The 13,289-nt window shown below is 67.3% G+C and carries 11 protein-coding genes; 7 read left to right on the top strand and 4 right to left on the bottom strand.

The window, feature by feature from the left end:
- Position 1: 1 nt before the first annotated feature.
- Together FFS49_RS35590 and kdsD are read right to left on the bottom strand one after the other, a co-directional pair.
- Entirely contained in the window at positions 2–538 is a 537-nt protein-coding gene (locus FFS49_RS35590; RefSeq protein ID WP_039346001.1) for an HAD family hydrolase, read from the bottom strand.
- On the bottom strand, positions 538–1,521 hold the full coding sequence (kdsD, locus tag FFS49_RS35595; RefSeq protein WP_039345999.1) for an arabinose 5-phosphate isomerase KdsD: 984 nt from the start codon (positions 1,519–1,521) through the stop codon (positions 538–540). Before kdsD ends, FFS49_RS35590 begins: the two co-directional genes overlap by 1 nt.
- Positions 1,522–1,646: 125 nt before the next feature.
- Here kdsD and FFS49_RS35600 point away from each other — a divergent pair, with 125 nt between their 5' ends.
- The 5 genes from FFS49_RS35600 to purU all read left to right on the top strand — a co-directional run bounded on the left by FFS49_RS35600 (position 1,647) and on the right by purU (position 6,790).
- Positions 1,647–3,653 carry a monovalent cation:proton antiporter family protein gene (locus FFS49_RS35600; protein ID WP_105815130.1) on the top strand — a complete coding sequence of 669 codons (2,007 nt, stop codon included), beginning with the start codon at positions 1,647–1,649 and terminating at the stop codon, positions 3,651–3,653.
- Between the two features lie 82 nt (positions 3,654–3,735).
- Complete coding sequence (locus FFS49_RS35605) at positions 3,736–4,302, top strand: adenine phosphoribosyltransferase (protein WP_011353218.1); 567 nt, start codon at positions 3,736–3,738, stop codon at positions 4,300–4,302.
- A 43-nt stretch (positions 4,303–4,345) separates the two neighbouring features.
- Positions 4,346–4,960, top strand: coding sequence for a LysE family translocator (locus FFS49_RS35610; protein ID WP_089461660.1), 615 nt, complete (start codon positions 4,346–4,348; stop codon positions 4,958–4,960).
- A 5-nt stretch (positions 4,961–4,965) separates the two neighbouring features.
- Entirely contained in the window at positions 4,966–5,832 is an 867-nt protein-coding gene (locus FFS49_RS35615) for a DUF4743 domain-containing protein (RefSeq protein WP_105815131.1), read from the top strand.
- Between the two features lie 73 nt (positions 5,833–5,905).
- Entirely contained in the window at positions 5,906–6,790 is an 885-nt protein-coding gene (purU, locus tag FFS49_RS35620; RefSeq protein WP_039345989.1) for a formyltetrahydrofolate deformylase, read from the top strand.
- A gap of 150 nt (positions 6,791–6,940) precedes the next feature.
- Here the strand turns inward: purU and FFS49_RS35625 are convergent, their stop codons facing one another.
- Both FFS49_RS35625 and uvrA read right to left on the bottom strand, forming a co-directional pair.
- Positions 6,941–8,026, bottom strand: coding sequence for an AI-2E family transporter (locus tag FFS49_RS35625; RefSeq protein ID WP_039345986.1), 1,086 nt, complete (start codon positions 8,024–8,026; stop codon positions 6,941–6,943).
- 248 nt (positions 8,027–8,274) lie between these two features.
- The gene (uvrA, locus tag FFS49_RS35630; RefSeq protein ID WP_105815132.1) at positions 8,275–11,160 is read right to left on the bottom strand and encodes an excinuclease ABC subunit UvrA; all 2,886 of its coding nucleotides are present in this window, start codon (positions 11,158–11,160) and stop codon (positions 8,275–8,277) included.
- A 274-nt stretch (positions 11,161–11,434) separates the two neighbouring features.
- Between uvrA and FFS49_RS35640 the strand changes: the two genes are divergently transcribed.
- Together FFS49_RS35640 and FFS49_RS35645 are read left to right on the top strand one after the other, a co-directional pair.
- Positions 11,435–12,622, top strand: coding sequence for an MFS transporter (locus tag FFS49_RS35640; protein ID WP_039345983.1), 1,188 nt, complete (start codon positions 11,435–11,437; stop codon positions 12,620–12,622).
- A gap of 101 nt (positions 12,623–12,723) precedes the next feature.
- Positions 12,724–13,281, top strand: a complete 558-nt coding sequence (locus FFS49_RS35645) for a single-stranded DNA-binding protein (RefSeq protein ID WP_021162583.1) — start codon at positions 12,724–12,726, stop codon at positions 13,279–13,281.
- The last annotated feature ends 8 nt before the right edge of the window (positions 13,282–13,289 follow it).

Raw genomic sequence — 13,289 nt, forward strand, 5'->3', positions numbered from 1 at the left:
GTCAGGCTCCGCAGGCGGCCGCGAGCAGCGCATCGTAGCGGCGCTGCGCCCGCAGGATCGCGTCGCAGACTTCGCGGACGGCGCCATGGCCGCCGCGGGCCTCGGCCACCCAGTGCGCGCGGGCGATCACCTCGGGGTGCGCGTTCGCGGGGGCAGTCGCGAGGCCGCAGCGCAGCATCACGGGCAGGTCGGGCCAATCGTCGCCCATGTAGCCGCACTGGTCGGCGGTGAGGCCGAGCGAGGCGATCAGGTCGGTGAACACGGCGAGCTTGTCCTCGACGCCCTGGAACAGGTGCGCGATCTTCATTTCCTTCGCGCGCGCCGCGACGATCTCCGAGCGGCGGCCCGTGATGATCGCGGTCGCGATGCCGGCTTCGCCGAGCAGCTTCACGCCGTGGCCGTCGAGAGAATTGAACGATTTCATCGTGTCGCCGGCCGCGGTAAACAGCAGGCCGCCGTCGGTCAGCACACCGTCGACGTCGAAAATCATCAGCTTCACGCGGCTCGCGCGTTCGGCCGCAGTCAGCGCTGCGCTCATCAGATCACCTTCTTCGAAAACAGGTCGTGCATGTTCAGCGCGCCGATCAGCACGCCGTCGGCATCGACCACCAGCATCTGGTTGATCCGGTGGCGCTCCATCAGTTCCACGGCCTCGACCGCCAGGTGATCCGGCGCAACCGTGCGCGGGTCGCGCGTCATCACGTCGGTGATCGGCAGCGTGCGGAAGTCGCCGTCGCGCGCGAGCACGCGGCGCAGGTCGCCGTCGGTGAAGATGCCCGCGACCTTGCCGCCGGCGTCGACCACGGCGGTCATGCCGAGGCGCTTCGCGGTGATCTGGAACAGGGCGTCCGACAGCGTCGCGTCGAGCCCGACGGACGGGACGTCGTCGCCCGAGCGCATCACGTCACGCACGTAGGTGAGCAGGCGCCGGCCCAGTGCGCCGCCCGGGTGCGAGCGCGCGAAATCTTCCGAGCCGAAGCCGCGCGCGTCGAGCACCGCCACGGCGAGCGCGTCGCCGAGTGCGAGCGCGGCGGTCGTGCTCGCCGTGGGCGCGAGATTCATCGGGCAGGCCTCTTTCGAGACCGCGGCGTTCAGGTTCACGTCGGCGAGTGTGCCGAGGCTCGATTCCGCGCGGCCCGTGATCGCGATCAGCTTCGCGCCGATCCGCTTCACGAGCGGCAGGATCGCCACGAGTTCTTCGGATTCGCCGGAATAGGAGATGCCGATGAAGACGTCGTCGGAGGTGACCATCCCGAGGTCGCCGTGGCTGGCCTCGGCAGGGTGGACGAAGAAGGCCGGCGTGCCGGTGCTGGCCAGCGTGGCCGCGATCTTGCGGGCGATATGCCCCGATTTGCCGATACCGGATACCACCACGCGGCCGCGGCAGCCGAGCAGCAGCGCGACGGCCTGGACGAACCCGCCGTCGAGCTGGTCGCGCAGCGCGCGCACGGCGTCCGCCTCGATGTCGAGCACGTCGCGGGCGAGCGCGAGCGCCCGGTCATCATTGATTTTCGCTATCATGCGCGGAGTATAGCAAAGGCGTTTGTTCGCCGCGCCGGGCCTTCGGACTCGTCCGAGGTCGCCTGACCACCGCCACCACCCGCGCCCGCATTGCCGTGGCCCCGACGAACGAGGACGCTTCGCCCGTGATTTCCCCGCTCGAAATGACCCTGCTGCTGCTGCTGGCCTCAGTGGTGGGCGTCGTCGTATTCCGCTCGTTGAACCTGCCGCCGATGCTCGGCTACCTGACCGTCGGCATCCTGGTCGGCCCGCATGCGTTCGGCATCGCGGCGGATCTGGAGCGGGCCGAGCATCTCGCCGAATTCGGCGTGGTGTTCCTGATGTTTTCGATCGGCCTCGAGTTCTCGCTGGCGAAGCTGAGGGCGATGCAGCGGCTCGTGTTCGGGCTCGGGCTGCTGCAGGTCGTCGCGACGCTCGTGCTCGCGCTCGTGCTGGGCATGCTGTTCGAGCACTGGGTGCACATCACGTGGCAGGGCAGCATCGCGCTCGGCGGCGCGCTCGCGATGTCGTCGACGGCGATCGTGTCGAAGATGCTCGCCGAGCGGCTCGAGATCGAGACCGAGCACGGCCGCAACATCTTCGGCGTGCTGCTGTTCCAGGATCTCGCGGTGGTGCCGCTGCTGATCGTGATCGCCGCGTTCGGCGCGGAATCGTCGAAGGACCTCGCGATCACGCTCGGCTTCGCGGCCGTCAAGATCGTGATCGCGCTCACGCTGCTGCTGGTCATCGGCCAGCGCTTCATGACGCGCTGGCTCAACGTCGTCGCGCGGCGCCGCTCGCAGGAACTGTTCGTGCTGAACCTGCTGCTCGTCACGCTCGGCGCCGCGTTCATCACCGACCGCTTCGGCCTGTCGCTCGCGCTCGGCGCGTTCATCGCGGGGATGCTGATCTCCGAGACGCCGTTCCGCCATCAGGTGGAGGAGGACATCAAGCCGTTCCGCGACGTGCTGCTCGGCCTGTTCTTCGTGACGACCGGGATGCTGCTCGACCCGCGCGTGATCTGGGAGCACCCGTTGCTCGTGCTCGGTTTCTTCGTCGGGCAGATCCTGTTCAAGGCGACGATGATCGCCGGGCTCGCGCGGCTGTTCGGCGCGACACCGGGCGTCGCGATGCGCACCGGCATCGGGCTCGCGCAGGCCGGCGAATTCGGCTTCGTGCTGCTGAACCTGATCCTCGATCGGCATCTCGTCGATTCGACGCTGCTGCAGGCGATCCTCGCGTCGATGCTGCTGTCGATGCTCGCGGCGCCGTTCCTGATCCAGAACGCCGACCGGATCGTGATGCGGCTGTCGTCGACCGAATGGATGCAGCAGTCGCTGCAGATGACGCGGATCGCGACGCAAAGCCTCAAGCAGCGCGGCCACGTGATCATCTGCGGCTACGGCCGCGCAGGCCAGAACCTGGCGCGGATGCTCGAGCAGGAAGGCATTTCGTACGTTGCGCTCGACCTCGACCCCGATCGCGTGAGCGCGGCCGCGGCGGCGGGCGAATCGGTCGTGTTCGGCGACGCGGCGCGCCGCGAGTCGCTGCTCGCGGCCGGTATCCACCGTGCGGCGGCGGTGGCGATCACCTACGCGAACACGCCGTCCGCGCTGCGGGTGCTGCATCACGTGCACGAACTCGAGCCGACGCTGCCCGCGATCGTGCGTACCGTCGACGATGCCGATCTCGAGAAACTGCTCGCAGCCGGCGCGACCGAAGTGATTCCGGAGATCGTCGAGGGCAGCCTGATGCTCGCGTCGCACACGCTGGTGCTGGTCGGCGTGCCGATGCGCAAGGTCGTGCGGCGCGTCGAGGAAATGCGCGACGAACGCTACAGCCTGCTGCGCGGCTATTTCCGCGGCGCGGACGACGCGGACGACGACGACCACGAGCAGGTGCGGCTACAATCGGTGCCGGTCGATGCGCGCGCGGACGCGGTCGGGCGTTCGCTGGAGGAACTGGGGCTGTATGCACTCGGCCTCGAAGTCACGGCGATTCGCCGGCACGGTATCCGCGGCGTCGAACCCGATCCGCAAACCAAGCTGCGCGCGAGCGACATCGTCGTGCTGCGCGGGCTGCCCGAGGCGCTCGCGCTCGCAGAGGAGCGGCTGTCGCGCCATCGGCGCGATCCGCCGGTCGTGGCCGCCTGAGGCGCGCCTGGTTTGATAACCTGACCCGTATTTATTCGAAACGGTGCCCGATCTTCGCGCACCGTTTTTTTCGGAGAGTTTCATGCCGCATTCGTCGTCGGGCGCACCGCTCGATCCGGTCGCCTTCATCCACAGCCAGATCCGCACGGTGCCCGACTGGCCGCAGCCGGGCGTGATGTTCCGCGACATTACGACGCTGCTGCAGAGCCCGAAGGCGCTGCGCATCCTCGTCGACCTGTTCGTCGAGCGCTATGTCGATGCGAAACTCGACTACGTCGCGGGGCTCGACGCGCGCGGCTTCATCATCGCGCCGATCGTCGCGTACGAGCTGAGCGTCGGCTTCGTGCCGATCCGCAAGGTCGGCAAGCTGCCGTACAAGACGCGCTCGGAATCGTACGACCTCGAATACGGCAGCGCGACGGTCGAGATCCACGAAGACGCGTGCCGCCCCGGCGACCGCGTGATCATCATGGACGACCTGATCGCGACCGGCGGCACGATGATGGCGGGGCGCAACCTGCTGCAGCGGCTCGGCGCGGAAGTCGTCGAAGGCGCGGCGATCATCGACCTGCCCGATCTCGGCGGCTCGGCGCTGCTGCGCAATGCGGGACTGCCGGTTTATACCGTCACCGAATTCGCCGGCCACTGAACGCCGGCCTGCCTGAGCTTCCACGTTACGCAGCGAGGTCACGATGCCCAACTTCATGCTGTTTCTCGCCACGTCGATCGCGATCACGTTCGCGCCGGGTCCCGACAACCTGCAGGTGCTCGCACGCGGCATCTCGCAGGGTCGCGCGGCCGGTTTCGTCGCCGCGCTCGGCTTCACGGCGGGGATCCTGTTCCACACGACGCTCGCCGCGCTCGGCGTCGCGGCCGTGCTGCGTTCGTCGCCGGTCGCGTTCGAGATCCTGAAGCTCGCGGGCGCCGCGTACCTCGTGTGGATCGGCATCAAGGCGCTGCGCAGCCAGGGACTCTCGAATGCGCACGCGCGCCCGCCGCAGCCGCTCGGCACGATCTTCCGGCAGAGCGTGATCGGCAACCTGATGAACCCGAAGGTCACGCTGTTCTTCGTCGTGTTCCTGCCGCAGTTCGTCGATCCGCACGGCGCGCAGAGCGTGACGCTGCAGATGTTCGAACTCGGCGCGCTGTTCATGCTGCAGACGGCCGCGGTCTTTTCGCTGTTCGGCGTCGGCGCGGGCATGATCGGCGCATGGCTGAAGCGCCGCCCGAAGGCCGGCGTGTGGCTCGACCGGATCGCCGGCGCGACGTTCATCGCAATCGGCATCCGCGTCGCGCTGAAGGACTGATCGCGATGACGTTTCCGTGCATTGCGGCCGCGCGCCGCTTCGATCCGGCCGCGCACCTGCGCTTCGAGATCGCCGGCCAGGCGGTCGGCTGGGTGCGCCGCCACGACGTTGCGATGCTCGCCCGCTGGCCCGACGTGTTCGAGCTGACCGACGAGCGCGTCGTGCTGTCGGCGCGCTACGACTCGGTCGACTCACGCAGCATGGCGCTGGCGAGCGCGATCGGCGCGCTCGCGGCCGAAGGCGCGATTCCCGGCTGGCGCGACGAGATCTACGCGATCCGCAATCGCTTCGACGATCCGCCGCTCGCATATATCGAGCGCGCCGCGTCGCGCTTCTTCGGTACGCAGACTTACGCGGTGCATCTGAACGGCATCGTAGAATATGCGGCTGCACCGGGCGAGCCGCCCGCCGCGGCCGCGCCGCAGATGTGGCTCGGCCGCCGCAGCGAGACCAAGGCAACCGATCCCGGCATGCTCGACAACGTCGTCGCGGGCGGGATCGGCTGGGGGCTGGGCGTTCACGAGACGCTCGCGAAGGAATGCTGGGAAGAAGCCGGCATTCCGGCCGAACTGGCCGCGCGCGCGATCGCCGGCCGCGCGGTGCAGGTGCTGTGCTCGCTGCCGGAAGGCACGCAGTCCGAACTGATCTTCGTGTACGACCTGCCGCTGCCGCGCGACTTCGCGCCGCGCAACCAGGACGGCGAAGTGGCCGAGCACCTGCTGGCCGGTGTGCCCGAGGTGATCGGCTGGCTGCGCGCCGGCCGCGCGACGATGGATGCGAGCCTCGCGACGCTCGATACGCTGCTGCGCCACCGCTGGATCCCGGCGGCCGACGCGGCGGGCATCGACGCCCTGTTCGCACCGGCCGCGTGACGCGTGCCGCGCACGCAGCCTGGCGGTGCGAACGGGCAATTTGACGAATACGGAAACGAAGGGAGTAGCGGTCATGCCGACCGATCACAGCTTTATCTTGAAACTGTCGTGCCCCGACCGGCACGGCATCGTCCATGCGGTCTCGGGCTTCCTGTTCGAGCGCAGCAACAACATCCTCGATTCGGCGCAGTTCGGCGACAGCCGCACCAGTGAATTCTTCATGCGCGTGCACTTCGAGCAGGACGGCGGCGGCGCGGATGCCGCGTCGGCGCTCGACACGCTTCGCAAGGAATTCGCGCCGCTCGCCGAACAGTTCTCGATGCGCTGGGAGCTGCATGACGCGGCCGTGAAGCCGCGCGTCGTGATCATGGTGTCGAAGATCGGCCACTGCCTGAACGACCTGCTGTTCCGCTATCGCACCGGCCAGCTGCCGATCGAGATCCCGGCGATCGTGTCGAACCACAAGGAGTTCTACCAGCTCGCCGCGAGCTACAACATCCCGTTCCATCACTTCCCGCTGATCGGCGGCTCGTCCGATGCCGCGAAGGCCGCGCAGGAAGCGCGCGTGCTGGAAGTGATCGATGAGCACCAGGCCGATCTCGTGGTGCTCGCGCGCTACATGCAGATCCTGTCGCCGAACCTGTGCAAGCAGCTCGCCGGCCGCGCGATCAACATCCACCATTCGTTCCTGCCGAGCTTCAAGGGCGCGAAGCCTTACTATCAGGCGTTCGACCGTGGCGTGAAGCTGATCGGCGCGACCGCGCACTACGTGACGACCGATCTCGACGAAGGCCCGATCATCGAGCAGGAAGTCGAGCGCGTCGACCACAGCATGACGCCCGACCAGCTGACCGCGATCGGCCGCGACGTCGAATGCGTGACGCTTGCGCGCGCGGTGAAGTGGCACGTCGAGCACCGGATCGTGCTGAACGGGACGAAGACGGTCGTGTTCCGCTGATTCGGCGGGTGCCGGACGGCCTGGCCCCGGCCGGTCTCTGGCCAGCCGCCGGATGGCCGGCCCCCGGATCGCCGGCCGCCCCAAACAAAAACGCCGCGCCCTTCACGGGGCGCGGCGTTTTTTTATCGCTGCGCTGGCAGCCGGGCTGCTTCAGATCAGCCGCAGCAGGTACAGCTCGCGTTTCACGTACGCGTAGAAGATCGGCGCGGCGATCACGCCCGGCAGCCCGAACGCGGCCTCCATGATCAGCATCGCGAGCAGCAGTTCCCAGGCGCGCGACTCGATCTGGCCGCCGATGATCTTCGCGTTCAGGAAGTATTCGAGCTTGTGGATGATCACGAGGAACGCCAGCGACGCGATCGCGGTGCCCATGCTGACCGACAGCGACACGGCGACGATCAGCGTGTTCGAGATCAGGTTGCCGATCACGGGCAGCAGGCCGACGATGAACGTGACGAGCACGAGCGTTTTCGACAGCGGCAGCCGCTGGTGGAAGATCGGCAGCGCGACGAGCAGGTAGATGCCCGTGAACGTTGCGTTGATCGCCGAGATCTTGATCTGCGCGAACACGATCCGGCGGAAAGCGTCGGCGAAGCGCGACACGCGCGTGACGAGCGCGGTGGACAGCGGACGACGCACCTTGCCGTGTTCGACGCCGATCGCGATCATCGCGCCGATGATCATCCCGAACAGCACGTGGCCGAAGCCGCGCGCGACGCTCTTGCCGCTTTGCTGGAGCTGGTCCATGTGCGAGTGCATCAGCACGGCGGCCTTCGTCTTCATCTGCTCGACATCGACGGGCAGCAGGTTCGCGATCCAGGCCGGCGTGCGGGCGCGGGTCTGCTCGACGATCTGCATCAGCTGGTCGAGCAGGCTTTGCAGGTTCGGCACCGTGCGCTCGAAGTGTTCGATGATGCCGATCGTCAGGCCCGTCAACGCGCCGACGATCGCGATCGACAGCAGCACGACGGCGACCCAGCGCGCGCGCATGCTCGTGGTGTGGCGCTCGATCACGGGGGCGATCGTGTGGATCAGCTGGTAGACCAGCAGGCCGGCCAGCAAGCCGCCGAGCAGCTTGAGTTCGATCACGAGCCACATCGCGAGGATCGCGAACGCATAGCTGCCGATCTCGAGTGCCGACAGCTTCGGCAGGCTGAAGTCGCTCGTCAGCCGCACGCTGCGCAGGTGCGGTTCGCGATTCTGCGCATCGCGCGACGAGTCTGGTTGCTTCTCCATCGTGGATTCCTGTCGTTCGTGTGTCATGCCGCGGAATGCGCGGCAGAGCCGTGTTCGCCCGGCGCCGCACCGGATTGGTGCGTACGGCGAACCTTACGACCGTAAAGTATAGCCGCCATTATGGTCCGCAACGGGGCCGTTTGGCGCATGGTGTAAACGCAGGAGGGAAAACGAGAATGGGGGGCCGGTTCGGCGGTGCGCAAGGGCGCGCGGCCGGACGGCCGCGCGCGGGAGGCAGGGGGGACGCGTCAGCCGGTCGCGACCTTGCGGGCCGTGCGCTTGAGCAGCGGCGCGAGATATTTGCCGGTAAAGCTCGCCTTCGTCTTCGCGACCTGCTCGGGCGTGCCCTGCGCGATGATCTGGCCGCCGCCGGCACCGCCTTCGGGGCCGAGGTCGATCACCCAGTCGGCCGTCTTGATCACGTCGAGGTTGTGCTCGATGATCACGACCGTGTTGCCCTGGTCGCGCAGCCGGTGGATCACTGCCAGCAGCAGTGCGATGTCGTGGAAGTGCAGGCCGGTGGTCGGCTCGTCGAGGATGTACAGCGTGCGGCCGGTGTCGCGCTTGGAGAGCTCGAGCGACAGCTTCACGCGCTGCGCCTCGCCGCCCGACAGCGTCGTGGCCGACTGGCCGAGGCGGATGTAGCCGAGGCCGACGTCGAGCAGCGTCTTCAGCTTGCGCGCGATGACCGGCACCGCGCTGAAGAACTCGTACGCATGCTCGACCGTCATGTCGAGCACTTCGCTGATGTTCTTGCCCTTGTACTGCACTTCGAGTGTTTCGCGGTTGTAGCGCTTGCCGTGGCACACATCGCACGGCACGTAGACGTCCGGCAGGAAGTGCATTTCCACCTTCAGCACGCCGTCGCCCTGGCACGATTCGCAGCGTCCGCCCTTCACGTTGAACGAGAAGCGGCCTGGATCGTAGCCGCGCTCCTTCGAGGTCGGCACGCCCGAGAACAGCTCGCGGATCGGCGTGAACAGGCCCGTATACGTGGCCGGGTTCGAGCGCGGCGTGCGGCCGATCGGCGACTGGTCGACGTTGATCACCTTGTCGAAGTGCTCGAGGCCCTCGATCGCCTCGTGCGGCGCCGGCTCGGCCGACGACCCGTACAGGTGGCGCGCGACCGCGTGATACAGCGTGTCGTTGATCAGCGTCGACTTGCCGGAGCCCGATACGCCGGTGATGCAGGTCAGTAGGCCGACCGGCAGCTCCAGGTCGACGTGCTTCAGGTTGTTGCCGTGCGCGTCGACGATGCGCAGCATCCGCTCGGGATCGGGGGCAAGCCGCTCGTCCGGGTACTCGATCGTGCGCTTGCCGACCAGGTACTGGCCGGTGAGCGACTGCGGGTTCGACTGCACCTGCTTCGGCGTGCCCTCGGCCACGATCACGCCGCCGTGTTCGCCGGCGCCCGGGCCCATGTCGACGACGTAGTCGGCCGTGCGGATCATGTCCTCGTCGTGCTCGACGACGATCACCGAGTTGCCGAGGTCGCGCAGGTGCTTGAGGGTCGCGATCAGGCGGTCGTTGTCGCGCTGGTGCAGGCCGATCGACGGCTCGTCGAGCACGTACATCACGCCCGTGAGGCCCGAGCCGATCTGCGACGCGAGCCGGATGCGCTGCGCCTCGCCGCCCGACAGGGTTTCCGCGCTGCGCTCGAGCGACAGGTAGTCGAGGCCGACGTTGTTCAGGAAGGTGAGGCGCGCGACGATTTCCTTGATGACCTTGTCGGCGATCTCGCGCTTCGCGCCGTCGAGCGACAGGCCGTCGAAATAGCCGAGCGCGTCGCGCAGCGGCCAGCCGCTGATTTCAAAGATGCCGCGCGCGTAGTCGCCCGTGCCGATCCGCACGTGGCGTGCTTCGCGGCGCAGGCGCGTGCCGTCGCACGACGGGCACGGCTGGTTGTTCTGGTACTTCGACAGCTCTTCGCGCACCGCGACCGAATCGGTCTCGCGGTAGCGGCGCTCGAGGTTCGGGATGATCCCTTCGAACACGTGCTCGCGGATCGTCGTGCGGCCGCGCTCGTTGATGTACGAGAACGGGATCGTCTGCTTGCCCGAGCCGAACAGCAGCACCTTCCGGATCTTTTCCGGCAGATCCTCGAACGCGGCGTCGATGTCGAATTCGTAGAACGCCGCGAGACTCTGCAGCATCTGGAAGTAGAACTGGTTGCGGCGGTCCCAGCCTTTCACGGCGCCGGCGGCGAGCGACAGCGACGGGTGCGCGACGACCCGCTTCGGGTCGAAGAACGTGATCTGGCCGAGGCCGTCGCATTCCGGGCACGCGCCCATCGGGTTGTTGAACGAGAACAGGCGCGGCTCGAGCTCCTGCAGCGAGTACGAGCAGATCGGGCACGCGAACTTCGAGCTGAACAGGTACTCGCGGTCGGTATCCATCTCGAGCGCGATCGCGCGGCCGTCGGCGAGGCGCAGCGCCGTCTCGAACGATTCGGCGAGCCGCTGCTTCATGTCCGGGCGCACCTTGAGACGATCGACGACGACGTCGATCGTGTGCTTGTCGTTCTTCTTCAGCTTCGGCAGCGACTCGACCTCGTAGATCTTCGCGACGCCTTCGTTCGCGGCGCCGCCGCCCGAGCGCACGCGAAAGCGCACGAAACCCTGCGCCTGCATGTCCTCGAACAGCTCGGCATGCTCGCCCTTGCGGTCCGCGACGACGGGCGCGAGGATCATCAGCTTGGTTTCCTCGGGCAGCGCGAGCGCCGCGTCGACCATTTGCGACACGCTCTGCGCTTCCAGCGGGATGTCGTGGTCGGGGCAGTACGGCGTGCCGACACGTGCGAACAAAAGTCGCAGGTAGTCGTGGATTTCCGTGACCGTGCCGACGGTCGAACGCGGGTTGTGGGACGTCGCCTTCTGCTCGATCGAGATCGCCGGCGACAGGCCTTCGATCAGGTCGACGTCGGGTTTCTCCATCAGCTGCAGGAACTGGCGGGCATACGCGGACAGGCTTTCGACGTAGCGGCGCTGGCCTTCGGCATAAAGGGTATCGAACGCGAGCGACGACTTGCCCGACCCGGACAACCCGGTAATCACGATCAGCTTGTGGCGCGGCAGGTCGAGATTGACGTTTTTCAGGTTGTGGGTACGCGCCCCACGGATGCGGATCTGTTCCATGAGCCTGGCGAAAATGGAGGGAACCAAACCTGCTACTATAACGGCTTTTCGAGGCCGTCGTTTGGGGTCCCCAGCCTTAGCAGCAGGTGGCAGCAAGATGGCGCCTGCGCCGGGAAAAGTGGCCGCAGCGGCCGCGCCGCGCGGTTCCGGGCGGCCTGCGGGCTGCCTGAATCCTGCCCCGACGTGTTGCCGGCCAAGCCTCCCGGGCCACTGGTCCTGATCTTCCGCCGCCCGGTGTCGGGCGGACATTCCGATCATTCGAAATTCATTCCCGATGTCCAATCCGTCTGCCACGTCTTCCCGCATGACCGCGCCCGAATTGCGCGCGACCACGTCGCTCGCGGCGATCTTCGCGCTGCGCATGCTCGGCCTGTTCATGATCATGCCGGTGTTCTCGGTCTACGCGAAAACCATCCCGGGCGGCGACAACGTGCTGCTCGTCGGCATCGCGCTCGGGGCCTACGGCGTCACGCAGTCGCTGTTCTACATCTTCTACGGCTGGGCGTCCGACAAGTTCGGCCGCAAGCCGGTGATCGCCACGGGCCTCGTGATCTTCGCGATCGGCAGCTTCGTGGCCGCGTCCGCGCACGACATCACGTGGATCATCGTCGGCCGCGTGATCCAGGGGATGGGCGCGGTGTCGTCCGCGGTGCTCGCGTTCATCGCCGACCTGACCTCGGAGCAGAACCGCACGAAGGCGATGGCGATGGTCGGCGGCTCGATCGGCGTGTCGTTCGCGGTCGCGATCGTCGGTGCGCCGATCGTGTTCCACTGGGTCGGGATGAGCGGGCTGTTCGCGATCGTCGGCGTGCTGTCGATCCTCGCGATCGGCGTCGTGCTGTGGATCGTGCCCGATGCGGCCAAGCCGGTGCACGTGCCCGCGCCGTTCGGCGAGGTGCTGCACAACGCCGAGCTCCTGCGCCTGAACTTCGGCGTGCTGGTGCTGCACGCCACGCAGACGGCGCTGTTCCTCGTCGTGCCGCGCCTGCTCGTCGACGGCGGCCTGCCGGTCGCCTCGCACTGGAAGGTCTACCTGCCGGTGATGGGGCTCGCGTTCGTGATGATGGTCCCGGCGATCATCGCCGCGGAAAAACGGGGCAAGATGAAGCCGGTGCTGCTCGGCGGCATCCTGGCTATCCTGATCGGCCAATTGCTGCTGGGCAGCGCGCCGCATACCATCCTGATTGTGGCTGCGGTTCTTTTCGTCTACTTCCTCGGCTTCAACATCCTGGAAGCGTCGCAGCCGTCGCTCGTGTCGAAGCTTGCGCCCGGTTCGCGCAAGGGTGCGGCCACGGGTGTTTACAACACCACGCAGTCGATCGGGCTCGCGCTCGGCGGCATCGTGGGCGGCTGGCTGCTGAAGCACGGGGGCGCCAATACGGTGTTCTACACGTGCTCGGGGCTCGTTGCCGCGTGGCTTATAATCGCGGCCAGCATGAAAGCGCCGCCGCGCAAGGCCTGAACTTACTTCGGGCAGGCGCCGGCGACTTTCGCCGGCTTGCCCGGCGGGCCGCACCGACAGCATGAGCGGGCGGCCCGGCATCGAATTTACTGGAGAAACACATGGCATCCGTCAACAAGGTCATCCTCGTCGGCAATCTCGGCGCCGATCCTGAAGTCCGTTACCTGCCGAGCGGCGACGCGGTTGCGAACATCCGTCTCGCGACGACCGACCGCTACAAGGACAAGGCTAGCGGCGATTTCAAGGAAATGACCGAGTGGCATCGCGTCGCGTTCTTCGGTCGCCTGGCGGAAATCGTCAGCGAGTACCTGAAGAAGGGTTCGTCGGTCTATATCGAAGGCCGCATCCGCACGCGCAAGTGGCAGGGTCAGGACGGCCAGGATCGTTACTCGACCGAAATCGTCGCGGACCAGATGCAGATGCTCGGCGGCCGCGGTGGTGCGGGCGGCGGCGGTGGCGGCGGTGACGAAGGCGGTTACGGCGGCGGCTACGGTGGTGGTGGTGGCGGCGGTCGTGGCGAGCAGATGGAGCGTGGCGGTGGCGGCGGTGGTCGTGCCGGCGGCGCGGCGCGTGGTGGTGCAGGCGGCGGCGCGCAAAGCCGTCCGAGCGCACCGGCAGGCGGCGGCTTCGACGAGATGGACGACGATATTCCGTTCTAAGAGGAACG

It is taken from the genome of Burkholderia sp. 4NA327C6 (genome assembly GCF_005502655.1).
GTDB lineage: Bacteria > Pseudomonadota > Gammaproteobacteria > Burkholderiales > Burkholderiaceae > Burkholderia > Burkholderia contaminans.